The organism is Bacillus salipaludis, from assembly GCF_004358205.1.
Map to the genome: position 1 here is coordinate 97,533 of NZ_SMYO01000002.1, position 25,728 is coordinate 123,260.

The 25,728-nt window shown below is 41.5% G+C and carries 25 protein-coding genes; 13 read left to right on the forward strand and 12 right to left on the reverse strand.

What is annotated here, in order from left to right; all coding sequences use genetic code 11:
* Positions 1 to 52: 52 nt before the first annotated feature.
* The 9 genes from E2K98_RS03210 (at position 53) to E2K98_RS03250 (ending at position 10,534) form a co-directional block, all read left to right on the forward strand.
* Positions 53 to 394 carry an ASCH domain-containing protein gene (locus E2K98_RS03210; RefSeq protein WP_133333216.1) on the forward strand — a complete coding sequence of 114 codons (342 nt, stop codon included), beginning with the start codon at positions 53 to 55 and terminating at the stop codon, positions 392 to 394.
* Between the two features lie 166 nt (positions 395 to 560).
* On the forward strand, positions 561 to 2,285 hold the full coding sequence (locus E2K98_RS03215) for an ABC transporter ATP-binding protein (RefSeq protein ID WP_133332852.1): 1,725 nt from the start codon (positions 561 to 563) through the stop codon (positions 2,283 to 2,285).
* Complete coding sequence (locus E2K98_RS03220; protein ID WP_133332853.1) at positions 2,286 to 4,148, forward strand: ABC transporter ATP-binding protein; 1,863 nt, start codon at positions 2,286 to 2,288, stop codon at positions 4,146 to 4,148.
* 237 nt (positions 4,149 to 4,385) lie between these two features.
* Positions 4,386 to 5,588 (forward strand): MFS transporter, encoded by a 1,203-nt coding sequence (locus tag E2K98_RS03225; protein ID WP_133333217.1) that lies wholly within the window; start codon positions 4,386 to 4,388, stop codon positions 5,586 to 5,588.
* 300 nt (positions 5,589 to 5,888) lie between these two features.
* Positions 5,889 to 7,076 (forward strand): ABC transporter substrate-binding protein, encoded by a 1,188-nt coding sequence (locus E2K98_RS03230; protein ID WP_133332854.1) that lies wholly within the window; start codon positions 5,889 to 5,891, stop codon positions 7,074 to 7,076.
* A 125-nt stretch (positions 7,077 to 7,201) separates the two neighbouring features.
* Positions 7,202 to 8,080: a branched-chain amino acid ABC transporter permease gene (locus E2K98_RS03235; protein ID WP_133332855.1), complete on the forward strand. Its 879-nt coding sequence runs from the start codon at positions 7,202 to 7,204 to the stop codon at positions 8,078 to 8,080.
* Between the two features lie 14 nt (positions 8,081 to 8,094).
* A complete protein-coding gene (locus E2K98_RS03240) occupies positions 8,095 to 9,048 on the forward strand; it encodes a branched-chain amino acid ABC transporter permease (RefSeq protein WP_133332856.1) in 954 nt (317 codons plus the stop codon).
* A complete protein-coding gene (locus E2K98_RS03245) occupies positions 9,045 to 9,827 on the forward strand; it encodes an ABC transporter ATP-binding protein (protein ID WP_133332857.1) in 783 nt (260 codons plus the stop codon). The genes E2K98_RS03240 and E2K98_RS03245 overlap by 4 nt, the downstream gene beginning before the upstream one ends.
* A complete protein-coding gene (locus tag E2K98_RS03250) occupies positions 9,827 to 10,534 on the forward strand; it encodes an ABC transporter ATP-binding protein (protein ID WP_133332858.1) in 708 nt (235 codons plus the stop codon). Before E2K98_RS03245 ends, E2K98_RS03250 begins: the two co-directional genes overlap by 1 nt.
* A gap of 274 nt (positions 10,535 to 10,808) precedes the next feature.
* Here E2K98_RS03250 and E2K98_RS03255 read toward each other — a convergent pair whose 3' ends face one another.
* Positions 10,809 to 12,596: a TIGR04190 family B12-binding domain/radical SAM domain protein gene (locus tag E2K98_RS03255; RefSeq protein ID WP_133332859.1), complete on the reverse strand. Its 1,788-nt coding sequence runs from the start codon at positions 12,594 to 12,596 to the stop codon at positions 10,809 to 10,811.
* A gap of 184 nt (positions 12,597 to 12,780) precedes the next feature.
* Here E2K98_RS03255 and ybaK point away from each other — a divergent pair, with 184 nt between their 5' ends.
* On the forward strand, positions 12,781 to 13,257 hold the full coding sequence (ybaK, locus tag E2K98_RS03260) for a Cys-tRNA(Pro) deacylase (protein WP_133332860.1): 477 nt from the start codon (positions 12,781 to 12,783) through the stop codon (positions 13,255 to 13,257).
* 206 nt (positions 13,258 to 13,463) lie between these two features.
* On the forward strand, positions 13,464 to 14,573 hold the full coding sequence (locus tag E2K98_RS03265) for a PRK06851 family protein (protein WP_133332861.1): 1,110 nt from the start codon (positions 13,464 to 13,466) through the stop codon (positions 14,571 to 14,573).
* Positions 14,574 to 14,657: 84 nt separating this feature from the next.
* Here E2K98_RS03265 and E2K98_RS30730 read toward each other — a convergent pair whose 3' ends face one another.
* Entirely contained in the window at positions 14,658 to 14,816 is a 159-nt protein-coding gene (locus tag E2K98_RS30730) for a hypothetical protein (protein ID WP_165976157.1), read from the reverse strand.
* A 134-nt stretch (positions 14,817 to 14,950) separates the two neighbouring features.
* Between E2K98_RS30730 and E2K98_RS03270 the strand changes: the two genes are divergently transcribed.
* Positions 14,951 to 15,625 carry a DNA alkylation repair protein gene (locus E2K98_RS03270; protein WP_133332862.1) on the forward strand — a complete coding sequence of 225 codons (675 nt, stop codon included), beginning with the start codon at positions 14,951 to 14,953 and terminating at the stop codon, positions 15,623 to 15,625.
* Between the two features lie 156 nt (positions 15,626 to 15,781).
* Entirely contained in the window at positions 15,782 to 16,015 is a 234-nt protein-coding gene (locus tag E2K98_RS03275) for a hypothetical protein (RefSeq protein WP_133332863.1), read from the forward strand.
* An 18-nt stretch (positions 16,016 to 16,033) separates the two neighbouring features.
* On the opposite strand, the gene E2K98_RS03280 is transcribed toward E2K98_RS03275, so the two are convergent.
* The 10 genes from E2K98_RS03280 to E2K98_RS03325 all read right to left on the reverse strand — a co-directional run bounded on the left by E2K98_RS03280 (position 16,034) and on the right by E2K98_RS03325 (position 25,562).
* A complete protein-coding gene (locus E2K98_RS03280) occupies positions 16,034 to 16,690 on the reverse strand; it encodes a TetR/AcrR family transcriptional regulator (RefSeq protein ID WP_133332864.1) in 657 nt (218 codons plus the stop codon).
* Between the two features lie 28 nt (positions 16,691 to 16,718).
* Positions 16,719 to 17,825 carry an ABC transporter permease gene (locus E2K98_RS03285; RefSeq protein ID WP_133332865.1) on the reverse strand — a complete coding sequence of 369 codons (1,107 nt, stop codon included), beginning with the start codon at positions 17,823 to 17,825 and terminating at the stop codon, positions 16,719 to 16,721.
* Positions 17,822 to 18,544, reverse strand: coding sequence for an ABC transporter ATP-binding protein (locus E2K98_RS03290; RefSeq protein WP_133332866.1), 723 nt, complete (start codon positions 18,542 to 18,544; stop codon positions 17,822 to 17,824). Before E2K98_RS03290 ends, E2K98_RS03285 begins: the two co-directional genes overlap by 4 nt.
* A gap of 212 nt (positions 18,545 to 18,756) precedes the next feature.
* The gene (locus tag E2K98_RS03295) at positions 18,757 to 19,659 is read right to left on the reverse strand and encodes a FixH family protein (RefSeq protein WP_133332867.1); all 903 of its coding nucleotides are present in this window, start codon (positions 19,657 to 19,659) and stop codon (positions 18,757 to 18,759) included.
* Entirely contained in the window at positions 19,656 to 20,333 is a 678-nt protein-coding gene (locus E2K98_RS03300; RefSeq protein WP_133332868.1) for an ABC transporter ATP-binding protein, read from the reverse strand. The genes E2K98_RS03295 and E2K98_RS03300 overlap by 4 nt, the downstream gene beginning before the upstream one ends.
* Positions 20,330 to 21,127, reverse strand: coding sequence for an ABC transporter permease (locus E2K98_RS03305; RefSeq protein ID WP_165976158.1), 798 nt, complete (start codon positions 21,125 to 21,127; stop codon positions 20,330 to 20,332). The genes E2K98_RS03300 and E2K98_RS03305 overlap by 4 nt, the downstream gene beginning before the upstream one ends.
* A complete protein-coding gene (nosD, locus tag E2K98_RS03310) occupies positions 21,091 to 22,455 on the reverse strand; it encodes a nitrous oxide reductase family maturation protein NosD (RefSeq protein ID WP_268884012.1) in 1,365 nt (454 codons plus the stop codon). The genes E2K98_RS03305 and nosD overlap by 37 nt, the downstream gene beginning before the upstream one ends.
* Positions 22,431 to 23,009, reverse strand: coding sequence for a hypothetical protein (locus E2K98_RS03315; RefSeq protein WP_133332871.1), 579 nt, complete (start codon positions 23,007 to 23,009; stop codon positions 22,431 to 22,433). The genes nosD and E2K98_RS03315 overlap by 25 nt, the downstream gene beginning before the upstream one ends.
* 210 nt (positions 23,010 to 23,219) lie before the next feature.
* Positions 23,220 to 25,091: a Sec-dependent nitrous-oxide reductase gene (gene nosZ / locus E2K98_RS03320; protein WP_133332872.1), complete on the reverse strand. Its 1,872-nt coding sequence runs from the start codon at positions 25,089 to 25,091 to the stop codon at positions 23,220 to 23,222.
* An 18-nt stretch (positions 25,092 to 25,109) separates the two neighbouring features.
* A complete protein-coding gene (locus E2K98_RS03325; RefSeq protein WP_133332873.1) occupies positions 25,110 to 25,562 on the reverse strand; it encodes a cytochrome C in 453 nt (150 codons plus the stop codon).
* Positions 25,563 to 25,728 lie beyond the last annotated feature (166 nt).

The window sequence follows — 25,728 nt, forward strand, 5'->3', positions numbered from 1 at the left end:
TATGGTTACAATAATGCTAAAATGGAAAAATAATCTATGCAAGGAGGAAATGATGATGACAGAAAACAATGCATTACCACCAAAGACATGTACAATTGACCGCATGATAACGGTAGCGGAAGACGTACAAAAAGTACTCTCAGGAGAAAAAACAGCAACGCGCCGTAACGGACGTTATGCCGATCCAGGGGAAATCATGACACTAGAGGGACGTCAATTTGTCGTCGAAAAGGTCTACTCGCAATCTCTAGGTGAATTAACTGATGACGATGCACGCCGCGAGGGCTTCAATTCCTTAGAAGATTATAAGCAATCGATTCTTTCGATGCATCCAGGAATGCCATGGCTTCCACAAATGCGCGTCTGGGTTCATGAATTCCGCCCTGCAGAATAAGTACATACTAAAAAACGAAGCAACATTCCGTATACGCGGAGTGTTGTTTTTTTATTTGAATAATATTAAGTCCTAAAATTTGTTTAACAACCCGTAGCCTCATTATAATAAACATATCTAAATTTGATACTTCCTACATTTCCAGCAATTAGAGGTGAACAATGTCGTGAAATTTTTAGGCAAATATATAAGGAAGTATTGGAAATTCTTTTTAACCGCCGTATTATTTCTAACCTTCGAAGCCATATGTGACCTGCTGCAGCCGACCATTATGTCCAAGATCATTGACGTCGGTGTTGCCAAGCGGGATATCCATTACGTATTAAAAATGGGCGGCATAATGCTGCTGGTTACGGCCATTGGTGCAGTGTCTGCCTCTACGAGAAGCATCGTGGCCAGTACAGTTTCACAAAATTTTGGTGCTGAACTTCGGTCGGATCTATTTAAAAAAATCCAATCGCTGTCCTTTAAAAACATCGATCGTTTTGACCGCGCGTCGTTAATTACAAGGCTGACCAATGACGTGAACCAGGTACAAATTTTTGTAAACGGGCTAATGAGGATGTTTGTAAAAGCTCCCCTACTTGCCTTTGGCGGGTTAATTATGGCCTCACGGTTAAATCTTCGCCTCACGGTGGTCCTTGCGGTCGTGGTACCAATCGTTGGAGTGCTGATTATGATGAATATGAGGCTCGGATTTCCTCTATTCACCAAGGTGCAAAAGGCATTAGACCGGGTGAACAGTGTAATGAGGGAATATTTATCAGGAGTCCGCGTGGTAAAAGCCTTCAATCGAATGGATGTAGAAATTGCTAAATTTACGAAGGCCAATCATCATTTTCAGCACCAATCGATTTCAGCGACAAGACTAATGTCTATTTTCGGCCCCTCTATTATGCTGACAGTAAATCTGGGGATTGTCGCGGTTCTCTGGCTGGGAGGATTAGGAGTCGAATCAGGCCAAATTCAAGTCGGTCATATTATTGCATTTACCAACTATATGACACAAATTTTATTTTCATTGATGATGATCTCCATGGTATTTAATATGTTCGTCCGTGCCAAGGCCTCGGCGGGAAGGATTGGCGAGGTATTTCAGCAGGAAGACTTCCAGACCTGGAAGGACGAAGTGAACGAAAATTCAACAGAAAAAGGCAGAATTGACTTTGAAAACGTTTCATTTTCATATGAGGGAACAAATGAACCTGTTTTAAAAGATATTAATCTTACTTTCCTGCCCGGGGAGACCGTTGGAATTATTGGTTCAACCGGATCAGGAAAAAGTACGCTTGTCGGCCTCATCCCCCGCTTTTATGATGTCAGCTCCGGGACCATCAAGGTAGATGGAGAAAATGTTAATGAGGTTGATCCAAAAAGATTGAGAGAAAAAATCGCGATTGTACCGCAAAAGACAATTCTTTTTACCGGCAGTGTTGCTGAAAATATTAAATGGGGTAAAGAGGATGCCAGTGACGAGGAAATTGAAGCGGCAGCTGTGATCGCCGGTTCCCAGGATTTTATATCGGCGTCTCCAGAAGGGTACCAAACCATCATTGGCCAAGGCGGCGTGAATTTTTCCGGTGGACAAAAACAGCGGATATCCATTGCCAGGGCTTTAATTAAGAAACCGGAAATTCTTATTTTGGATGATAGTACGAGCGCCGTTGATGTGGCAACAGAAGCAAAAATAAAGGAGTCCTTGAAAAAATACGCAAAAGGTCTCACTTGTCTGCTAATTGCCCAGCGGATTACTTCTATTATCGATGCAGATAAAATTGTTGTGATGGAACAAGGTAAGGTAGTTGGAATCGGAACACATGAAGAACTGATTCATGAATGCAAAGTCTATCAGGAAATCTTCCAATCGCAGATTGGCAAGGAGGTGGAGTAGATGGCGAAGGAAACAGAACAATCGCGTCCCACCCCGCCGCTTCCAGGTCCAGGTGGACGACCAGGCGGATTTGGCGGCGCTCACCGAAGAGGACCTGTCGTGAAACCAAAGAATTTTAAAGGAACGCTCAAACGGCTATGGCACTATGTCGGTAAGGAAAGAAACATGCTTTCAATCATTTTTATATTTATTGTGATTGATTCTGTCCTTACATTGATTGCCCCTTACCTAATCGGAAGAGCAATTGATGCGATGAGCCTTCATAGCAGGGTTGATTTTGGATTGTTAGAAAAAACAATCATTATTCTTACCTCCGCATATTTCGCCGATGCCGCCCTAACCTTTTTACAGGGCTGGCTGATGGCTGGAGTTTCGCAGCGAATTGTAAAAAACCTAAGAGATGCTCTTTTCAAAAAGCTGCAAAAGCTCCCTGTTGCGTTTTTTGACACAAGAACACACGGAGAATTAATGAGCAGATTGTCCAATGATGTTGATAATGTCAGCAACACTATTTCCCAATCCACAACTCAGCTTATGTCCGGGGCAATTGTCATTATTGGGTCCTTAATCATGATGCTGGTTTTGAGCCCGATTTTGACCTTAGTAAGTTTAATCACGGTTCCATTAGTTTTTTTACTTACGAAAACGATTGCCAAAAAGACAAGTGTGTTATTTAAGGACCAGCAGATACAGTTAGGAAAATTAAATGGTCATATTGAGGAGACTATATCTGGTCTCCATGTTGTAAAAGCCTTTAATCATGAGGATAAGGTCATCGAGGAATTTGATGAAGTCAACACCAAGCTCCGTGAGGTCGGCCTTAAGGCGCAAATTTGGTCGGGATTTTTGATGCCGATTATGAACGTAATCAACAATTTAGGCTTTACTCTTGTAGCGGTTGTCGGGGGGATTCTTGCCGTTAAAAGCTTGATTACCATTGGTGCAATTGCCAGCTTTATCACGTATTCCCGGCAATTTGTCCGACCGCTGAATGATCTAGCTAATATTTTTAATATCTTGCAGTCTGGTGTTGCAGGTGCCGAGCGGGTTTTTGAAGTTCTCGATGAACAGGAAGAGCCGGAGGATGTGCCTGATGCTGTGGAATTAGTCAATCCGAGAGGCCATGTTGTTTTTGAAAATGTAAACTTTGGCTATCGGCAGGATGTCCCGATTTTAAAAAATGTTCATTTTGTATCACCTGAGGGCAGCAGTACGGCACTTGTCGGGCCGACGGGTGCAGGAAAAACGACGGTGGTGAACCTGTTAACTCGGTTTTACGATGTGACGAGCGGCCGGATTTTACTCGATGGCCGGGATATCCGCGAATATACGAGGGATAGCCTGCGGCGATGCTTTGGTTTTGTGCTTCAAGATACCTATTTATTCTCCGGAACGATTAAAGAAAATATCAAATATGGAAAACCGGATGCGACCGATGATGAGGTGGCGGCAGCCGCACGGATGGCCAATGCTGATGGCTTTATCAGACGCCTGCCAAAGCAATATGATACGGTGCTTGCGGAAAATGGCGGTAATTTAAGTCAAGGCCAACGTCAGCTGCTCGCAATTGCCAGGGTGATATTAGCGAAACCTTCCCTGTTGATATTGGATGAGGCAACCTCGAGTATTGATACCCGTACTGAGCTTCATATTCAGGAAGCACTGTTAACGTTAATGGAGAACCGCACAAGCTTTATCATCGCCCACCGCTTAAATACGATTCGGGATGCTGATACCATTATGGTGATTGATCAAGGACAGATTATTGAAAAAGGCAGCCATGATGAATTAATGAAGCAAAACGGAAGATATTATCAAATGTTTTTCAATCAATTTAAAAATATTGAGGGAGCACTGGACTAACAGTGCTCTTTTTTGCATTAGGCTATGTACAAGGCCATTTAAATTTTAAACTTGTTGATTGGAGCGGAGATCAACAAGCAAGTTTATTTGAAAAAATGTAGTGACTACTGTAAAGACACCTGTTAGAATACAGTTGGACTTATTAAAAGAATGAGGTTTTGGAAATAGTAAAAATATATTTAGTTCAGGAGGGTCCATATGATTAACGAGCAGGATGTTTTTAACAGAGGCGCTGCGATGAAAAACAAGGATATCTCCAGCCGGAAATTGCTGACCATTGCCGGTACGGGTTGGATGTTTGATGCCATGGATGTGGGGATGCTTTCCTTCATTATCGCTGCCCTAAAAGTAGAATGGAATTTATCTGCGGAGCAAATGGGCTGGATTGGCAGTATCAATTCCATCGGTATGGCAGTCGGCGCCCTTATTTTTGGATTAATGGCGGATCGGGTGGGCCGGAAAAGTGTTTTTATAATCACGCTATTATTATTTTCAATTGGCAGTGGTGCCTCCGCCTTTACCACAACGATCACCATGTTTTTAGTATTGAGGTTTTTCATAGGGATGGGTCTTGGCGGCGAGCTTCCAGTGGCCTCCACCCTTGTTTCGGAAAGTGTTCCGGTTGAAAAGCGCGGAAGAATTGTTGTACTGCTTGAAAGCTTCTGGGCAGTCGGCTGGTTGGTTGCTGCGGTTATATCCTATTTTGTCATTCCAAAGTTTGGCTGGCAGGTAGCATTACTGATTAGTGCAATTCCTGCCATTTATACTCTCTATTTACGCATGGGCTTACCGGATTCTCCCCGTTTCACCGAAGCGAAAAAGAGAGAGAAAATTTCAGTATTTCAAAGCATGGCAAAGTTATTTTCCAAGGAATATGGCCGCCAAACCACGATGCTCTGGGTTGTCTGGTTCTGTGTCGTATTTTCCTATTATGGAATGTTCCTATGGCTTCCAAGTGTAATGGTCATGAAAGGCTTTAGTTTAATTAAAAGCTTCGAATATGTGCTGATTATGACTCTTGCCCAGCTGCCTGGTTATTTTACCGCAGCATGGTTTATTGAGAAATTTGGCCGGAAATTTGTATTGGCTGTCTATTTAACCGGAACGGCGATCAGCGCTTATTTCTTTGGAAATGCGGATACAACAGCTTTATTAATGCTTTCAGGAATTCTGTTATCCTTCTTTAATTTAGGTGCATGGGGCGGACTTTACGCTTATACACCAGAACAGTATCCAACCATTATCCGTGGTACCGGTACTGGGATGGCAGCATCCTTTGGTCGAATCGGCGGGGTGCTTGGACCGCTGTTGGTAGGATACTTGGTGGCTGGAAAAACATCCGTTTCCATGATTTTTACCATTTTTTGTATTACCGTTCTAGTAGGGGCGGCTGCGGTCGTTTTTCTAGGAAAAGAAACGAAAAGTAAAGTATTAGAATAATTTTTTCACAAAAGGAGAATTCCATTTCAGGAGTTCTCTTTTTTCTCTCTCTATTTCTTGAAAAATATTTTTGAAGGGACTTATTTTTGCATTCTATAGGAATTTTAACGCTTCACAGTGCGAAAATCCTAATGGAACAAAGATTAGCTTGTAATATTCATTATTTTAAAAATTATTTTAAAATAACGGACAATAGTACTAGACGAAAGGAAAATAATTTTGTACAATGTTTTCAGAATATTAATTGTTTTAGAAACAATAAGAAAACTATTGGAAAAATTATCTAGCAGGGGGTATTCCATGAAAAAGAAGAAAGTAGTAGGTGTAGTTGCATCCTTTTTAGTTGCAGCAAGTGTTATGGCTGGATGCAGCAGCAGTTCATCAACCAGCGGCAATGCTTCAAGCAGTGACAGCAAAACGATTAAAATCGGGGCCAACCTCGAGTTATCCGGCGGCGTTGCTTCTTACGGCCAATCGATTAAAGAAGGTGTTGATCTCGCTATCAGTGAAATCAACAAAAAAGGAATTGATGGTAAGAAGTTGCAGCTAGTAAGTGTCGATAACAAATCAGATGCTGCTGAAGCAACAAACGGCGCAATCAAATTAATCACACAAGATAAAGTATCAGCTGTTATTGGTGCAGCAACAAGTACAGACACCCTTGCACAAGTACAAATTGCTAATGATAATAAAGTACCAATATTGACTCCAACAGGAACAAACCCTACGGTTACGGTTAAAGATGGTAAATTAAATGATTATGTATTCCGTACTTGTTTCATTGACCCATTCCAAGGTACTGTAGCGGCTAATTTCGCTTCCAATGAATTAAAAGTGAAGAATGCAGCAGTCCTTATTGATAGCTCAAGTGACTATGCAAAAGGTTTAGCGGCTTCTTTCAAAGATTTCTTTAAGAAAAATGGCGGCAATGTTGTATCTGAGGAAGCATATGTTGCAAAAGATACTGATTTCCATGCTACATTAACTCGTATCAAAGCGAAAAACCCTGACTTTGTGTTTATCCCTGGATATTATGAAGAAGTAGGCTTAATCGTGAAGCAAGCGCGTGAAATTGGTCTAAATGTACCAATGATGGGTGCTGACGGCTGGGATTCTCCTAAACTAGTAGAAATTGCTGGTGCTAAGGCATTAAATAACACTTACATCACAAACCACTACTCTTCAGGCGATTCAGATGCAAAAGTACAAGAGTTCGTAAAAGCATTCGAAGCGAAGTATGGAGGGAAAACTCCAGATGCTTTCAACGCATTAGGCTATGACTCAGCTTACTTTATCGCAGATGCAATTAAGCGTGCAGGCTCTGGTGACCCGCAAAAAATCCAAAAAGCTCTTGCTGAAACAAACAATTTATCACTTGTAACAGGATCAATGAAGCTGGACAAGAACCATGATCCAATCAAATCAGCTGTAATTCTTGAGTACAAAGATGGTAAACAAACATTTAAATCAAAGGTAAATCCTCAATAAGATGAAACGAAAATGAATAGGGAGATTCATGTCTCCCTATTCCAATTTAATAGACTTGAATTTGATAGATTCAGCACTTAAATGCGTTTTTGAAGTGGAAAGTCCTTTTAAAAGGAGTGTAATACATGGAAATAATACAGCAGCTAGTCAACGGCATTTCCTTGGGCAGTATCTATGCTTTAATTGCCTTAGGGTATACAATGGTTTACGGTATTGTAAAATTAATCAACTTTGCCCATGGAGATGTCTTCATGGTGGGAGCCTTTATCGGCTTTTATTCAATCACATTTCTTCATTTGAATTTTTTCCTTGCTTTAATTATATCAATGGCAGTTTGTGCGATTTTTGGAGTTCTAATTGAAAGAATTGCTTATAAACCTTTAAGAAATGCAACAAGAATTGCCGCTCTTATTACGGCAATCGGTGTATCATTATTTATTGAGTATGGAATGATTTATATTAGAGGTGCGCAGCCAGCTGCATATCCTGACAATCTTGTTCCTTTTAAAAGTTTAGAAGTATTTGGCGTAAAAATTAGCGGCCAGTCCTTACTGATCTTAGCGACATCTATTTTCTTAATGATCTTACTACAATTTATCGTTAAGAAAACTAAAATTGGGAAAGCAATGCGTGCTGTTTCACACGATATGGATGCAGCGCGGTTAATGGGTATAAATGTAAACAACACAATTTCAGCAACTTTTGCAATCGGATCAGCCCTTGCAGGTGCAGCAGGTGTAATCTTTGGTATGTACTATACAAAAATTGAACCGTTGATGGGAATTATCCCAGGTCTGAAAGCCTTCGTAGCCGCTGTATTAGGCGGAATTGGAATCATCCCGGGTGCAATGGCCGGCGGTCTTGTCTTGGGTGTAATCGAATCACTTGTCAGTGCGTTAGGTTTCTCCTTATGGCGTGATGGCGTTGCCTTTGTTGTTCTTATTTTAATCTTAATCTTCCGTCCGGCAGGGCTATTTGGTAAAAATGTCAGGGAAAAGGTATAGGGGGTGGCTAAGCGATGAATACAATTAAACATACAAAAGGCTTCTGGAGTTCAATCGTTTTAGCCGTTGTTTTTTCAGTTGTAATCCAATTTTTAATTAATGGTGGAACACTGAATCAGTTTTATGTAAACACTTTGTTTTTCATTGGAATTAATATTATATTAGCAGCAAGCTTGCACTTAATCATTGGAATTACCGGCCAGTTTTCGATTGGACATGCCGGGTTCTTGGCAGTTGGTGCATATGCATCAGCGATTGTGACAATGAAATTAGGTCTTCCCTTCCCGGTAGCCATTTTAGCGGGAGGAATTGGCGCAGCGATTACAGGTCTAATCATCGGTATTCCAACTCTAAGACTTAAGGGAGACTATTTAGCGATTGCGACACTTGGCTTTGGGGAAATTGTCAGGATTGTCTTGTTAAATATCGACTATGTCGGCGGCGCTAGCGGGATGACTGTATCCCATTTCACTACATGGCCATGGCTTATAGGCTGTGTAATTTTAACCATTGTAGTAATTGTAAACTTTACGAATTCAACACACGGACGTGCTTGTATTTCCATTCGAGAAAATGAAATAGCTGCCGATGCTATGGGAATCAATACGACGTACTATAAGGTTGCAGCATTCGCCATCGGTGCTTTTTTTGCAGGGGTTGCCGGTGCATTGTATGCACATAACTTCTATATTATCCAGCCAACGAACTTTGGTTTCTTGAAATCCTTTGATATCTTGATTTTCGTGGTACTTGGCGGATTAGGAAGTATGTCCGGAGCAGTTATTGCCGCGATCTTACTTACGATTATCTCTACGTTCTTGCAGGGCTTCCCTGAAGTTCGGATGATTGTATACAGCTTAGTTCTCGTGATCATGATGCTTTACCGTCCACAAGGATTGTTAGGAACAAAAGAAATAACCTCATTCTTTAAAGGTGGTAAATCCGTTAAAGGAGGAGTAAAAGGATGAATGCAAACGCACCGTTGCTTAAAGTAGATAATGCCGGAATCCGATTTGGCGGCTTAAAGGCTGTTTCCGATGTTAACCTTGAATTAAACCAAGGCGAGCTTGTCGGATTAATTGGACCAAACGGCGCCGGAAAAACAACTTTTTTTAACCTCCTAACAGGGGTTTATGTACCAACAGAAGGAAGTATTTCTTTAGACGGGGAAAAATTAAATGGTTTGGCGCCCTATAAAATAACCAAAAAGGGAATCAGCCGTACCTTCCAAAATATTCGTTTATTTAGTGAATTATCTGTGCTTGATAATGTTAAGGTAGCCTATCATTCGCTTGCAAAGCATTCGATGTTAAGCTCAATTTTCCGTCTTCCGTCTCATTTTTCCGGTGAGAAGGAAATGGAGGAAAAGGCGATTGAATTCTTAAAGATTTTTAACCTGGAAGGATTTATGCATGAAAAAGCGAAAAATCTTCCTTATGGTCAGCAGCGCCGCCTTGAGATTGCGCGTGCCCTTGCGGCCAACCCTAAATTGCTCCTTTTAGATGAGCCGGCAGCTGGGATGAATCCCCAGGAAACAGAGGAATTGATGAATCTAATCGCGTTAATCCGTGAGCGTTTCTCCTTAACGATTTTGTTAATTGAACACGATATGGGACTGGTCATGGGCGTATGTGAACGAATCTATGTACTTGATTCCGGCCAACTTATTGCAGAAGGAACTCCTGAGGAAATCAGGAATAATCCAAAAGTCATCAAAGCATACCTCGGCGAGGAGGTCATTTCATAATGTTAACTATTAATGATATCAATGTATACTATGGTAATATTCATGCCTTAAAAGGTGTTTCCCTTGAAATCAACCAGGGGGAAATTGTTACTTTGATTGGGGCGAACGGTGCTGGGAAGAGTACACTATTAAAAACGATCTCGGGTTTACTAAAACCAAAGAATGGTGAAATCCTATTTGAGGGAAAGCCAATTGGTGGTAAAGTGGCCCAGTCCATCGTAAAAATGGGTTTATCCCATGTTCCGGAAGGACGCCGTGTGTTTGCTAATATGTCAGTGGAGGAAAACCTTGAATTAGGTGCCTATCTTCGAAATGATAAGCAAGGAATTCGCGAGGACTTCGATAAGGTGTATCAGTTGTTCCCGCGCCTTCATGAGCGCCGCAAGCAATTATCTGGAACATTATCCGGCGGGGAGCAGCAAATGCTCGCAATGGGGCGTGCATTAATGGCTCGTCCAAAGCTGTTGTTATTGGATGAACCATCAATGGGACTTGCACCGCTTTTAGTTAAAACAATTTTTAATATTATCGAGGAAATAAATAAAACAGGCACAACGATTCTCTTGATTGAACAAAACGCCAATATGGCCTTATCAATCGCTGACCGTGCCTATGTCATTGAAACAGGGAAAATTGTTGCATCAGGTTCTGCAGAAGAACTCACGGCAAGTGATCAAATTAAATCAGCCTACCTTGGGGGGCATTAGAAAAGGTATTGGGGAAACCCCAGTACCTTTTCTTTATTATAAGGCTTTGTTAAAGAACAATGTTGATTGGAGAGGAAGGTGCGAGACTCCTCGAAAATGCTAACGCATTTTCTTCGTGCGTGGGCGGATTCGAGGATGTAATTCAATGTCCTGCGGGAGCAGCGGGACAGGTGAGACCCCACAGGCGCTTTCAGCGCCGAGGATGCTCACCGCCCGCCCCGCGGAAAGCGAGCATCCTGGAGCGGAAATCAACAACCAAGTTTAACACAGTCTATTATAAATCCAGATTCACTTGCTCCCTTAGTTTCGGGCTCAATTGATGTCTGATTTTAATTGCATAATCCTCACACAGCTGCTCGATTCCGACAGAGACAAGTGAAAAAATATTGGCATAATTCTTTTGGACTTCCCATTTCAATTCATTCTTTCCGCAAATACTATAATGGTTTAATTCCTCTATTTCTTTTTTTAGTTTTGCAAACTCTGCTGCTTGCAGCTCATCAGGCAGTTTAAGGATTTGATCAATTTTTTCAATATAATTTAAAGATTGCACAATTTTCCGCTTAATATCACAATAGGCTGCTCCGTCAATTAGAGCATATTTTAATTTAAACTCATTGAGTTGGTGAGCTGCAGCGTACGTTGCGGCAACGATGTCATCCCTCGTCATCTCAGTAGTCTCATAGCTCAGCATATGCTTCCATGATGGCTGAGTGATCGCCTTGCGGTGGTCCTCAAGCGTATGACAGAGCTTTTTGTAACCGTACCTTTCTGGATGCTCAAAAGCAGGACTTGCCGGGTCTAAAAAGGGAGCCAGCGGTGCTACAAAATAAAACAGCCTTGGGTCTCGCCCGCAGGCAAGATGAATTTGCTTGCAAAACGATATGTTTTTTAAGGCGCTTTCATACGTCTGCCCCGGTATCCCTACCATGAAAAACAAATCAATTTTCTTACAGCCATGCTTTAAGGCAAAATTTAATGTGTCGATAACCTTCTGATTTGTACAGCTAAACTTTCCATTGTTCCGTCTTAGATTTTCATCAAAGGTTTCAAGGGTAATTTCAATACTGTATTTCGGGACACTTTTCTGTAGCTTTTGGAAAAAGTGTTCATCGGCATATTGGAATAATTCAAAAACAATTTCATTTTTTAGATGGATGTTTTTCAGAAGGCGTAGGAATTCTTTAACATAGTCATCTCCGCCCTGGCGGATATCGTGCAGAATAAAAATGGGCGCCCGGCTGAAACGTTGAATAAATTGAATGTCTTCGACCAGCTTAGCGGGAGACCTAAGTGCAAGATGGCTGCGCTTACAATTTTCATTGTAGGCATCCCGGGATCCACCGCAAATCAGGCAATTTTGCGTGCAGCCCCGCGCTGTAAGCAAAGCCGTATTGGGGTATTGCAGCCAGCCATTATAGGGAAGCGGGTCCATAAAGTTACGGTATTTAAAAACGGAACGAATCGTGTAGCGATAGCCTGGGACATCAAACTCATCTAAATCCTTTGGTACATACGTAATCGGATTAAAGCCCTTTTGGTTGTCTCTTTTCCAAGTAAGGTTTGGGATGTCTGCGTAATGGGTGTTCCCTGCCACGAGTTTATTCATTAGGAGGAGCATCAGCTTTTCAGTCGAATCCCCGCGCATCACGAAATCAATAAATGGATATTCAATTAATTCTTTGTGGTAGTAGGTGGCAGATAACCCGCCGAAAATGATAGGGGTATCTGGATGGAGTTGTTTCACTACTTTGGCGAGTTCAATGCTTCCATGAGCATGGGGCAGCCAATGCAGGTCAATACCAAACGCTCTTGTGTTCAGGCTGCGTAATTTTTTTTCAACATTAAAGCTCGGATTCATCAGCATCCGATTGGCAATATTAATAATTCGGACTTTAAATCCATATCGTTCTAAATAATCGGCGATACTTGTTAACCCGATTGGATACATTTCGAAAACCGGTGTTGACGGAACAACATCACTAATGGGTCCAGCAAGTAAGGCATTTTCCCGAAAATCATAGACACTAGGTGCATGTAAAAGAACCAAATCGTATTTCAAACCAACCACCCTCAATCCAAATTGTTTGCAGGAATCTTGGAAGTTTTCTAATTTACTTCAGTTTACTACATCCATTGTTTTAGAGAGTGACAATCAGGTGACAGTTTTTGGAGCATTGTGTGAGCAGGGCCATCTATATTTGGTATAATGGCAATAAAAAAGTTCCTTTTAAGGATGATGGAAAATGGCACAGATAAAAACAAACGCAATGCGGATTCTTGATGCAAAGAAGATTCCGTATGACATGCATACATACGATAACAAGGACGGAAAAATCGATGGGGTTTCGGTTGCCCATAAAATCGGCAGAGATCCTGAAGAAGTATACAAAACCCTCGTTGCCCATGGGGCATCGAAAAACATCTATGTCTTTGTCATTCCCGTTGAGGCAGAATTGGATCTAAAAAAAGCTGCAAAGGTTTCCGGTGAAAAAAAGATTGAAATGATTCCGGTAAAGGATATCCAAAAATGGACAGGTTACATCCGCGGCGGCTGCTCACCGATTGGAATGAAAAAGGAATATAAAACCTTTATAGCAGTGGCCGCAAAACAGCTTGAAGTAATGGTCGTCAGCGCTGGGAAAATTGGCGTACAAATTGTATTAAAGCCCGAGCATTTACATGAAACGGCCAAGGCCGAATTTGCCGATCTCTTAAAATAAACCAAACATAGGTTTTAATCAAATTTTAATCTCCTCACTTCCAATAGGCATTCACCTATAAAAGACACACGCATATGATAAGGTGAAAATGTCAGAAAGAAACCTCGCCGACTACAAATCCGTAAGGCAGTTCATGGGGCGAAGTTGCACTTAATGCCGGATAGGAGGTAAGCTTTCCTATTGGCTGATAAAGGGAGTGTTGTTAAGTGGTAGGGAAAGTTAAAAATTATTTCGCCGGTGGCAATACAGCAAGAGGATTTCACAGTCTTTATGATTCCAACCTCCAGGGGCTTGATCGCTTATTTATTTTAAAAGGAGGGCCAGGAACAGGAAAATCCTCTTTAATGAAAAAAATAGGCAATGAATGGCTGGAAAAAGGCTATAATATTGAATTCCTCCATTGCTCCTCTGATAACAACTCGATCGACGGTGTAATTATTCCAGCCTTAAAAGTGGGAATTGTCGATGGAACGGCTCCGCATGTCATTGAACCGCAGGCACCGGGGGCAGTAGAAGAGTATATTAATCTTGGAGAAGCATGGAATTCCCAAAAACTCCGCTTTCATAAAAATAAAATTCAACGCCTGACCAATCAAATCAGTGAATCCTTCCAAACGGCCTACGCTACGTTTAACGAAGCATTGGACATTCATGATGATTGGGAGAAAATTTACATCGGAAGTATGGATTTTAAAAAGGCGGATCAATTAACCAATAAACTCATTGAAAATTTCTTTGGAAAAATGAAATTGAATAAAAAGTCCGATATTCGCCATCGCTTTTTAGGAGCAGCCACACCAATGGGTGCTGTTGATTTTGTACCGAATTTAACCGAAGAGATTACGAAACGTTATTTTATCAAAGGCCGGCCCGGTTCCGGAAAATCAACGATGCTGAAGAAGCTTGCAGCAGCGGCAGAAGAAAGAGGGGTCGATGCCGAAGTTTATCACTGTGGTTTTGATCCGAATAGTCTGGATATGGTCATTTTAAGGGAGCTTGGGATTGCCATCTTTGATAGCACCGCCCCGCATGAATATTTCCCAAGCCGCGATGGCGATGAAATTATTGATATGTACGAACTTTTAATTGAACCTGGAACAGATGAAATTTACGCAGATTTTATCACTGAAATTTCCGGGAAATATAAAACAAAAATGACAGAGGCTACCTCCTATCTTGCAAAGGCAAAGGATTTGCATGATGAGCTTGAGGAAATCTATGTTTCCGCTATGGATTTTACAGTAGTAGAAAAAATCCAAAGTGAAATTCGTGAGAAGATCAATGAGTTGGGGGACTTGGCTGAAGTTAATGCATAAGAAAATGAAAAAGGTTAGTAAATCAGAAAAAAACATCAATATAACTCCTCAAAACAGTAAGCCAGGCGGTGACCGCCTGGCTTTTTATTGATGGGGATTGGTTTTACTTTGCTGGCTTTTTACGTTCTTTTTGTTGCCCTTGCTGTTATCTCCGCTGACAAATTCACTGGCGAATTCCGCTTCTGCATGCCCATCCTGTGGAGAATTTTGATTGCCGCTGCCTTTGTTATATTTCTTTGTCATAGTTAAGCTCCTTTCCTATTCATAATCTATAGTTTGGCATGTGATCAATTGTTTATGCGCAAGATTGTTTCTTCCTAATAGTGGCAATAACTAGACTAACTATTTTAGAATGATAGAAAGATCAATGCCGGGGGATGAGAAATTTGAGCGATGAAGTCGCGTTATTAACCAATCTATTTGAAAAAAGCCGCAATGAAGCAAATGCCAAACCGATGGAAAAATACTTGAAGAATCATTTTCCCTTTCTCGGAATTAAAACACCGCAAAGAAGAGAGCTTGAAAAACAATTTTTCAATGAAACAGGAATTTTAAAAAAACCGTTTCATCCTGGTTTTGTCCTTGAGCTTTGGGAAAAAACAGAAAGAGAGTATCAATATACGGCATTAGGGTATCTCGAAAAATTACAAAAGAAACTGCAAAAGGAGGATTTGGCTTTTTTGGAGGGGCTGATTACTACTAAATCTTGGTGGGATTCGGTTGATGCATTGGCACCAAAGCCGGTTGGTACGATTGCTCAAAAGTTTCCAGAGGTAATGGGTGAAACGATTGAAAGCTGGACTGTACATGAAAATATGTGGCTGCGCAGGGCCTCGATTCTTTTTCAATTGAAATACAAAAAAGAAACAAGGGAAGAAATTCTCTACGAATACATAAGAAGAAACGCCGACAGCAAGGAGTTTTTTATCCAAAAGGCAATTGGCTGGGCCCTACGCGAATATTCGAAAACCAATCCAGAATCGGTAAGAAAGTTTATTGAAAGCCGCAAGCTGGCTCCACTAAGTGTCCGTGAAGGGAGTAAGTATATATAAAGGGATGTAAGCAATAACAGCAACGGCAGGGGGAAATCGCGTACAAAACGGCGATTAACTCTATCGTGTTCGGATTAGCAATTTAAAATAAACAATTGGACTGTGTTAACAAGGCGCAAGCTTTGTTATATAATTTACCAAAAAGGCAGGGTAAGGATGAGTACAAAAAGCAATAAATTATCACATGGCTGGACCATTATTTCGCACCCATCGTATCAAATTTTTTCGAATAAAAATGCTTACGTGATCATCGATGAAGACCATGACGTAGTTCTTCGCTTCTCCCTCCAGGAAAGTGAGATTGAAATTCTGGGCGGGAGCTGGAATTTAAATTACAAAATCAATCTCGGTTTTAAAACAATCAAAATCTTGAATGCACCTGAAGAGTAAAAAGAAAGGCACGCTGAGTCAGCGTGCCTTTGTTGTTCCCAGTCCGTGCATAATAAATTGGATAATTCGTTCCGTCTCGACTTCATCATCCCACTCAGCATGGGGGAAAAGTAAGTATTGAGCCATCAATGAGCCGAAAATGGTGGTAATGGCAAGCCTAGCAGCACTTTCCGGTGGCATTTCAATCATTTGCCCCTTGGCTTGGTAGTGTTGAATGACATTAACGAATCGGTCAAACGTTTTTTTCGCCACATGCTCGAAAAATTGCTCCCTTAATTCCGGCTGAAAGGGAATTTCCTGGAGCATGATTTTTAAAATAGAGATATGCTTTTTTAAAAATTCACGGCGGTTCTCCATCATGGCTCTGATAAAATCCTCAACGTGGTCAAACTCACGGTCTAAAACCTTATTTAAATCATTGATGATGAAGGGGCCAATCAATTTTGCCATCATCGGGGCGACGATGGACATGAGCAGGTCCTTTTTTGTTTTATAATGGCGGAAGATGGTGCCCTCGGCAACACCCGCCTTTTTAGCAATTTCATTTGTCGAAGTACCGGCATAGCCTTTTTCCGAAAAAGATTCAATTGCTGCGATGAGAATCTTCTTTTGCTTATCAGTTAGTTCATCTTCTTCAGCAAACAGCTGCTGGATTAACTCTTCTTCCTCTGACATAGGAGACTCCCTTCGGATTTATAGACTGTTATATTTTTCGATATTTTTTCAAGGCAAATACATTCAAGACAATAAAGACAAGGGCGAATCCGAGTAAGACGAAGAGGTCGCCGCTAATGTTTCTAAGTCCTTCCCCTCGATACATTACGCCTTGCAAAGCATCGCCTCCATAGTACATGGGCATGCACCTGGCAATGACCTGCAGCCAGTCTGCCATCCCCTCAACCGGAAAAATACCGGCAAAAAAGATTTGCGGAACGATGACAATCGGGATAAATTGCATCATCTGGAATTCAGAATTGGCAAAGGCAGATAATAAAATCCCAAGCGACAAGGCGACCAGGGCTAATGTTAAATTAATGAGAATCACATTCCAAATGGAGCCAACCAACATGATATCTAAAACTTTAACGGCAAAAAAGACAACAATGACCGTTTGAATAACGGCAAAGATTCCGTATCCGAGTAAATAGCCAAATACGATATCTCTTCTTTGAATCGGAGTGGCCATAAGCCGGTCCAATGTCCCGGTGGTTCTTTCCTTTAACAGGGCAATCCCGGAAATCAGAAAGACAAAAAAGAAGACAAAGAAGCCGACAAAAATCGCTCCGAGTTTATCAAAAAAGGTCGCATTCTTACTGCCATATACATAATCTGTCTGGATAGTCGGGGCCTTCGCCGAATCTAGTTTGATTGGCACACCCGGAAGCTTACTTTGGACAGTTTTGATAAATGTTTTCAGTTTTTTGGTCTGTTTTTTGGCATTTTCAGCAGCGATGGATTGCTGAATTTTTATTTGCAGCGGTTTTGCTGCAGAAGGGTCATCGTTTTTAAGCGTGAGATTGAACTCTTCATCCTTGAGCTGCAGCAGGGCATCTAAATCATCCTCGATGACCGTGTCCTTTGGATTATTCACGTGATCATATTGTTTGACGATAAGGTCCTTACTTTTTAATTGCTTTACTAAGGAAGCGTCTGCGCCTGTTATACCGACCAGGGGCTTTACCGTGTTTCCGTTAAATAAATAATGGAGGAGGGTCATGATTAATAAAGGGGCCACCATCATTAATGCCAGTGCCCGTTTGTCACGGAGCATCTGCCGGAAAATCCGTTTTACGAGGGCTGTAACTCTCATGATTTTTTACCCCCTGCCTTTAAAAATACTTCTTCTAAACTGGTAATCCCGTATTGTTCCTTCAATTCCTTCGGTGAGCCGCTGGTAAGGATTTCTCCGTCACGGACCATGGCCAGATGGTCGCATTTTTCAGCTTCATCCATGACATGGGTTGTGACTAAAATGGTCTTGCCGGCGTCCTTTAAACGGTAAAGTTCAGACCAAATTGACAAGCGCAATTCGGGGTCAATTCCAACGGTTGGTTCATCCAAAATCAGGACATCTGGGTCTTGAATCATTGCCACGGCAAGTGAAAGGCGGCGTTTCATTCCCCCTGAATACGCATGGACCTTCTTTTTTAAATCTGCTGTAAGATTGACTAGATCGGCTGCATAAGCAATCCGCTTTTTTTGTTCTCGCTTTTTTACTTTAAAGAGAGCGGCAAAAAAGGCTAGATTTTCTTCACCAGTCAGGTCGTTGTAGAGGGCATCCGCTTGAGCCATATAACCGATTTTCTGCAAGAGTGTGAGACTGGGAACCGGAGTGCCCAATACACGGATATTTCCTTGTGTTGGACTATCCATGCCAACAATCATCTTTACTAAAGTGGTTTTTCCCGATCCTGAAGGGCCGATTAAGCCGTATATTTGGCCTGGTTCAATGGTTAAGCTTACATCGATTAAGACTTGTTTTTTTCCAAAGCTTTTGCTGACTCCATTCACAACAATTGAGGCTGTCATTTGTACTCCTCCTTTAGAAGTGAGTAATCACTCATTTATAGAATATGCTCTCGCTATAAAAATGTAAAGTGAGTAATCACTCACAAATTTGGAGGAAAATCGACAAATGTGAAAAACTAAAAGGTAGATTCACAATTTCACAAAGGTGCCAGGCACCGTGTAAAATAGGTAACAATGTAAAAGGCATCATGCGGACATGATACCTTGGAATTTTATAAAATTATAATTTTTAGTGAGTTAACTTGGGAAACGAGGAGGTCTTCGTATTTTTGCTGGGCCTCGTAGTAAACTTCCTGGTCACCGGCTTTTGGGTTATCCTTTTTCGCCTGAGCAATTAAGTCCTTCTGTACTTGCTGGATGAGGACGATCGATTGATATTGCTTGCGCTCCTTGGCCCAAAATTTCTCCTCGCCATACTCTTTGATTAACTTTTTAGCAGATGTGTATTGGCTGTATTGATTTCGAACCTTTTGGATTTGCTGCTCTACGTTGGCAGGGTCAGCTTTATGGCCTTTTTCTTCAGCCAGCATCGCCATTGATCGCATGCGGATGATTTGGGTTAAAAGCTGGTTCTTATCATCAAGTATTTTTTCCTGGGATTTCAGGTAGGTAAGCTCCTCCTCTAGTTGCTGTCCGCTATATTGTTTCTTTGCTGACTCACGATTAATCTCGAGTTGAAGCTGGTTTATAAATCGGTAAAAAGCTAAATCGTCATTTGTAATCCATTTACCATTAATGGAGGCAACACCCTGCGGTTTCTTCACATCGAGGTTGATGATCTTCTCGGTTTTCTCGCCGCCTTTTTCTAACGTAAACGCGGCTTCATATTTCCCGGGCATTTCCAGCTGAATATTTCCAGCATAAGTACCTGCTTTACCCTCTGTCAGTTTTGCTTTATAGCTGCCATGGTCCATAGTGGCCATCGATAATTCAACCGTTACTTTTAGTCCTTTAACCGAATTTTTGTTTTCCAATACTTTAATTTCAAATGGCATCGCTTTGTCCTTTTGGAAATAAAGCGGTTTTGTACTATCAATCTCATAATCAGGGCCGGAGCTGCAGCCCGCAAGCAGTGCAGCCAGTAGAACCAAAGCGAGCATGATCCGCTTTATCATGATCCCATTCCTCCTAAGTTTTGTGTTTGTAAAAATTCCTTAACAGTGTATTTTTCTATTTTTCCATTGTTTAAATAAGCAACATGAGTGCAAATCTGTTTGATTTCATCCAGGTGGTGCGAGGAGAGCAGGATGGTTTTATCAGGAAGCTTTTCCAGCACTTTTAAAATTTCCTTTCTTCCCATTGGGTCAATCCCGCTTGTAGGCTCATCAAGGATGAGCAGGCTGGAATCCTGATATAGCGTGACCGCTAGTCCCAAACGCTGGAGCATCCCTTTTGAATATTGTTTCACCTGGATATCGCGGTCGTCCCACAGACTAACCGACCGCAGCACTTCCTCGATTCGTATCGTATCAGCTTTTCCAGAAACGGCTTCGGCGAAAAATCTCATGTTTTCCAATCCGGTTAGCATCGGATAGAGCATGAATTTTTCCGGAAGATAAGCAATCGCTTTTTTCCATTCGTTATTTTTCTTGGATACTTCCATTCCATTTATTTTAATCGAGCCCTGTTTCACCGGGAGCAGACCTAGCAAACTGTTGATTAACGTTGATTTTCCTGCACCATTTCGTCCGACAAGGGCACAGACTTCCCGCTCATGGATTTCAAGAGCAACTGAATCCAGGACCATTTTTTTCCCGAAGGATTGTTTTAAATTCGTAACAGAAATCATTCATAACCCTCCTTGCGATGGAAAATAACAGCCGTTATTGATGAAAGTGCAAGCCAGAATACGAGATTTCCGAGAAGGAAAAAGCCCGGCTTTGTCCACATGAAGGCCTGCAGTAGTCTTGACATATGGCCAAAGGAATATACCCCTGTTCCCGTTTCGATAAACATCCTTATCGCTTGCAAAGGATTTAAAAAGTAGACAGCCGAAAAGAGTTTTACATTTTCATGGGATACGTCTGGAAGAAACGATAAAAGAATAAAATCATGCAAGAAGAAAAAGTAAAACCAGATAAAGATCGTATAGCCGATAATTTGCATTCTTGAGCGGCTAAAGCTTCCAATCGCTGCCCCTATTTGCAGAAAGACGAGTGCCATACAAACAATTGCTAGTATAAAAATAAAATACCCTTTAAAATCAAGCTGGAAATTAAATTTCAATAAAAGTAAGTAGATGAAAAACCATACTAGTAGGGGAGCAAGAACGACCCCATAAATTCCGATGCTTTTTTTCATCAAAAAGCTTGCGTAATGTTCCTTTTTTGTCAGCAGCATGATGAGTGTTTTTTGTTCTTTTTCCTGAAAGATTGAAAAGGCACCGATAAACAAGCAGAGAATCGGAATAAAGTAAATAATCGTATCAAACAGGTTGATGATTAAAACATAAAAGCCATTATCGTAGGAAAGGGCAGTGGAACGAAACAAAATGCTGATTGAAATCAGTACGATAATACTAAGCGCGAGCCAGAGCCCTTTTCCTCTTATATTTTCCTTCCATTCCTTCCAAATGTAATGCATAGTCGTTTTCTCCCCTTTATAAGCAGCCATAAAACAAGTAAAGCAAAGGCGATTAACCAAATTTTTGTGTGGCTGCCTTTTGCACTCCCAACTAATGGGTGTGAATCACGAAACATCAATGCTTCCCCTGACAGCGAGGCATTCAATTTTTCATAGATTTTAATCGCCGGGCTCTTTAAAAATAAATTCGTTAATTCCTGGTCCTCAATCAGTTGGTGGAGGGAAGAATGATAGGTTACCGGAAAGTCGCCAATTCGGTCCTGATTTAAATCGGTAACCGGAAAAGCTGAGCCCCAGTCATTTCCTTTGCCATCCATGCTCCAGGAATTGTTTTCCCCCGTACCGCCAAGGGTAACAGCGGGAATCGTGTTATCAGTAATTCGGTTTAACGTAAAGGTCTGATCATTGGAACTGGCCCAAAGCTCAATCCCGATTTGATTTTGAATAATGTGGTTGTTCCGAAATACATTTCGGGTTGCTTGATCTATATATAAACCCCGTTGGTTCATGTAAAAGGTATTATTTTCAATTTTGTTATCATTTGCTTGAAGCAGCATCAAGCCGAACGATTGATTTCCATAGTTTACGATAAATTGGTTTCCATCCAATGTGAGATGGTTTGAATTCATAACAGCAGCCCCGCCCTGATTCATCGTGAAAATATTATTTTTAAAAACATTTTTGTCAGAATACATGTAATGCAATCCGTAGCGGGTATGGCTGATTTTATTGGCAATGCTTCTATTTTTGTGCGCATAATCGAAGAACATCCCGTCACGCGTGCCTTCGATGGTGTTCGCGATCAGCAGGTTATCATGTGCGTAATAAACATGGAGCCCATTGCCCTGGGCGGCAATTTCACCCTTGCCCATCCCTTTAATATGATTATCTCGAATGGTATTATAGTGGGCCTTGCTTAAATAAATACCGTGAAAGGAACGGCTGATGGTAATGTGCTCGACAAGATTATGATTACTGTAAATCTTAATGGCTGCGTATTCCTCCGCAGAATTACGGTTCATGCTGCTATCTGTCACGGTTAGATGGCTTAGCGAAACACGCGGTGCCTTGATGGAAATGACATTTCCGCTTCCGTCTCCCTTGATCACAGTGTGCTTTGAGCCAATCAATGTAAGGGGCTTATCGATGACGATATTGCCTTCATAGGTTTGATTTTCAAGCTTTAGCACCGCTCCCTCTTTCGCGGAGTCGATCAAGGCTTGCAAGCTTTCGGCTGCCATATTTTTCTCAGGTTTTATTAGAAAAAAGAGAGAAAAAACGAAAAGAAAGAGCGTCAATTTTTTCATTTTCTTTTTCGATCCTTCCATAGCGGAATGAGTAATAACACAAAGGCTGCTAATAAGAAATAAGTACCCGGTCCAAGCAGGCTGTGGGTAATAAAGTTTGCTACCTGGTTTTTCCCAATAATCGGTGGTACGAATGGAGCAATTTTAATTGGTGCATGCGGGCTTAGGTTGGTACCGAAATCATGCAGTGCATTATGAAGGTCTAGGACACCAAGAATGCCGCCAATCACAATGACACCAATCAATATATAAAGAACAATTTTTTTTCTTAGGATCGCAGTTAAAAGGGTGATAGCCGCTAGCCCCCATACAAGATAGGAGAGATAGGAAAGCTCAGGGAAGTTTTTTTCACTGAAGTTTCTCATTCCAATATAGTGGTTCAACCCATTCACAATATCAATTTGTCCATCAAGCTTGTTCGGATAAACGATAATGTTTAATCCTTCAGGATATTGTGGAGCCCAAAACACCATCTTCCACCATGGAAAAAAGATGGAGACAACAAATAATACAGCGGCTAAAGCAATCAATAATGAAGACGTGATTGATAATTTATTACCTGTACTATCATTCAAGTTAACCACTCCTAACGGAAAAGCGGAAGCGCCAGTCTCAGCCCCGACAAGCATAAGACGAGCCGGCAGGAAGGTTGTTCTTTAACCTTCATGACGGATTGGCTTTAGACCATCGAGGGGCTTGGCGCTGCAGCTAGACACAAAAATTTGTTGAAAGCACAGAAATGGATGAGGGTATCAATGGTTGAATTGATACCCGTCACCAACCTTTTATTTTTTAGGCTTCACAAGGAAATAGCCATTCATTTCCTGATGCAGCGCAGAGCAGAAGTTTGTGCAATAAAGCGGGAAGGTACCGGCTTTATCAGCTGTAAACTCTAACGTATTCGTTTCACCAGGCTGAACTTCCATGTTTAAGTTGTAGTCATTGATGGCGAATCCATGAGTAATGTCCTCATCAAAGTCAATATCGGTTAAGTGAATAAACACATGATCTCCCTGATTAACCTCAATCACGTCAGGACGTTTTGCTTTTGCGTCAAAGATAAATCTTGAGCGCATGGCAATTCCATATACGTGGACTTCATTGCCTTTACGAACAATCCGTGCATCCGATTTTTTGTATACGGCATCCGGATTTTTTGTATCTTTCGGATAAACATTGATCGACTTAATTTTGTCTGCCTTAATCATTTGTGCATAGTGCGGTTCAGGGTTAACCGGAACGGTATCCACTACATTCATCTTGCCGCTGATATCAATTAACTGCATCGTTTCAGGGTGAGAAGGTCCCACAGATAAGAAGTTATCCTTTGCCAATTTGTTTAATGCGACAAGCCATTTTCCATCAGGTGCAACGGTGTCACCTTCAGCCGCAACAGAGTGTCCCGGAGAATACTGGACTGGTACGCGGTCTAATGTTTCACCCGTCTTAGGATTCCATTTTACGATTTCAGAAGAGATAAACATGGTTGTATAGGCCATACCCTTATTATCAAACTGAGTATGAAGCGGTCCAAGTGCATTTTCTGGGTTCACTTCACGTTCCATAACCGATTTATAGTTTAGAATAGGAATGCCGTTTCTTTCACCAGAGAAATCCTTGTTTTCAACTGCCTTAAATGCCTTTTCAAATGAGAAGACAGTCATCGCAGGTGCTAGTTTTCCAGAAGCAATGAAATATTTTCCGTCCGGAGTTACATCCACACCGTGTGGCGACTTAGCAACAGGAATTAAATAGATTCCGCCTTTTTGTTTTTCCGGGAAAATCATCTTTTGCCCGTTCACATCTGTGTATTTGCCTTCTTTGACCATTTTCGCAAGCTCTTTCCAGTTAAAAAGAACAATATAGTCGCGGTCTGCTTGGGACGCGTTGATTTCCATCGTGGTTGTTGATTCTTCTGTATTGTAAGTAGTCAACACTGCCCAATCTTTAGAGCTCTTCTTACCGGCATCGGAAAGGTCATAAGACCATGGCGGCAGGGCAACTTGATAAGCAATATTTAGCTTTTCTTTGTTTTGGTCAAAGGTGACAGCTGACATTACGCCACGGTATTTTGAATGATACTCATCAAGAGATTCATATTTTTGCCCCAGTGGAACAGCAAAACGAGTTGGTAAAAACATGTACTCGGTATTTTCCGTTACGAAGGCGGCACAGTGCGGACCTGCTGTATTTGGAACTTTAATAATGTCCCTTGTAGTCCACGTTTTTAAATCAACTGCAGCGGCACGACTGTTTCCTACATCGGTTGCAAATAGGAATTTACCATCGTAGTCCCCATTTGTTTCCGAAAGGGCTGGGTGGTGGAGGTCACCCCATGTATATCCGCCGAGCATTTTCTTTGTTCTACTGTCAAATCCATAACCTGTTGCCGAATCAGGCGAGAAAACCGGAATCGTTCGAATTTCCCGCATCGATGGAACACCATAAACAAACAGTTGTCCAGAGTGACCGCCGGAATCAATCAGGTAATAATCATCTTTTTGCCCAAATGGGACATACACCTTCTCTGCATTGCTCTTTGTGCTGCTATTTGCCGCTTCCGTTGTTTTTGGACTTGATGAAAGGTCGGCGAAGGAGATGGTAGCTGCCACAAAGCCGGCAACAAGGCCGGAAGCAATTGGAATCCATTTTTTCATTTGGTTGCACCACCTTTTTTATTTAGCTTCTGAAGCTTTTTTTAGAATATCAAGAACTTGTTTTCGTTCTTCGTCTGTTAAAGGGTTTTTACCAATAACGCCTGACATAACAGCTGAGTCTGGTTTGGTTAAGAATTGTTCAATCGGCATGCCGTGTTTATCCTTAACTTCAACGAAGGCATGGGAAAGGTCCGGACCTACTTGGCCGCCTTTGAGGTTTAATGCTTCAACAGAGTGACAGCTTAAGCAGCCTCTTTTTGAAAGAATGTTGTCCTGGTCCACTGATGTTGTCGTTGCCGCTGTCTCTTTTGATTGTGAACCCTGATCCTTAGTGGTTGAGTTTGTACTTGTATCTGATTGCGCCGCTACCTGAGGCTGTGATCCGGAATCCTCCATTACATCAAACACTAAGTAACCAAGGCCAAATCCTATGACAAGACTAATAACGAAGCTAATGATTGCCTTATTCACTTTTTTCCCTCCTTTTATTTCTAATGAACAGTTTTATCCTATTCTGAGAAGGCTTTCAAAAATGTGACGTTTCTCACATCTATATTAGGGTGTGTGAACGTTCTGTGAAACGGCCCGTCAGGTAATGTAATGACGCGGTTTCTGAAAAATGAACGTTTTGTGAAAC

Excerpts from the sequence above, each read along its gene's own strand:
- E2K98_RS03280 (WP_133332864.1), bottom strand. The coding sequence starts at position 16,690 with ATGTCAGAGGAAGAAGAGTTAATCCAGCAGCTGTTTGCTGAAGAAGAT.
- E2K98_RS03250 (WP_133332858.1), top strand. The coding sequence starts at position 9,827 with ATGTTAACTATTAATGATATCAATGTATACTATGGTAATATTCATGCC.
- E2K98_RS03275 (WP_133332863.1), top strand. The coding sequence starts at position 15,782 with ATGAGTACAAAAAGCAATAAATTATCACATGGCTGGACCATTATTTCG.
- E2K98_RS03225 (WP_133333217.1), top strand. The coding sequence starts at position 4,386 with ATGAAAAACAAGGATATCTCCAGCCGGAAATTGCTGACCATTGCCGGT.
- E2K98_RS03300 (WP_133332868.1), bottom strand. The coding sequence starts at position 20,333 with ATGATTTCTGTTACGAATTTAAAACAATCCTTCGGGAAAAAAATGGTC.
- E2K98_RS03220 (WP_133332853.1), top strand. The coding sequence starts at position 2,286 with ATGGCGAAGGAAACAGAACAATCGCGTCCCACCCCGCCGCTTCCAGGT.
- E2K98_RS30730 (WP_165976157.1), bottom strand. The coding sequence starts at position 14,816 with ATGACAAAGAAATATAACAAAGGCAGCGGCAATCAAAATTCTCCACAG.
- E2K98_RS03240 (WP_133332856.1), top strand. The coding sequence starts at position 8,095 with ATGAATACAATTAAACATACAAAAGGCTTCTGGAGTTCAATCGTTTTA.
- E2K98_RS03295 (WP_133332867.1), bottom strand. The coding sequence starts at position 19,659 with ATGATAAAGCGGATCATGCTCGCTTTGGTTCTACTGGCTGCACTGCTT.
- E2K98_RS03230 (WP_133332854.1), top strand. The coding sequence starts at position 5,889 with ATGAAAAAGAAGAAAGTAGTAGGTGTAGTTGCATCCTTTTTAGTTGCA.
- E2K98_RS03270 (WP_133332862.1), top strand. The coding sequence starts at position 14,951 with ATGAGAAATTTGAGCGATGAAGTCGCGTTATTAACCAATCTATTTGAA.
- nosZ (WP_133332872.1), bottom strand. The coding sequence starts at position 25,091 with ATGAAAAAATGGATTCCAATTGCTTCCGGCCTTGTTGCCGGCTTTGTG.
- E2K98_RS03290 (WP_133332866.1), bottom strand. The coding sequence starts at position 18,544 with ATGACAGCCTCAATTGTTGTGAATGGAGTCAGCAAAAGCTTTGGAAAA.
- ybaK (WP_133332860.1), top strand. The coding sequence starts at position 12,781 with ATGGCACAGATAAAAACAAACGCAATGCGGATTCTTGATGCAAAGAAG.
- E2K98_RS03235 (WP_133332855.1), top strand. The coding sequence starts at position 7,202 with ATGGAAATAATACAGCAGCTAGTCAACGGCATTTCCTTGGGCAGTATC.
- E2K98_RS03285 (WP_133332865.1), bottom strand. The coding sequence starts at position 17,825 with ATGAGAGTTACAGCCCTCGTAAAACGGATTTTCCGGCAGATGCTCCGT.
- E2K98_RS03305 (WP_165976158.1), bottom strand. The coding sequence starts at position 21,127 with ATGCATTACATTTGGAAGGAATGGAAGGAAAATATAAGAGGAAAAGGG.
- nosD (WP_268884012.1), bottom strand. The coding sequence starts at position 22,455 with ATGGAAGGATCGAAAAAGAAAATGAAAAAATTGACGCTCTTTCTTTTC.
- E2K98_RS03245 (WP_133332857.1), top strand. The coding sequence starts at position 9,045 with ATGAATGCAAACGCACCGTTGCTTAAAGTAGATAATGCCGGAATCCGA.
- E2K98_RS03210 (WP_133333216.1), top strand. The coding sequence starts at position 53 with ATGATGACAGAAAACAATGCATTACCACCAAAGACATGTACAATTGAC.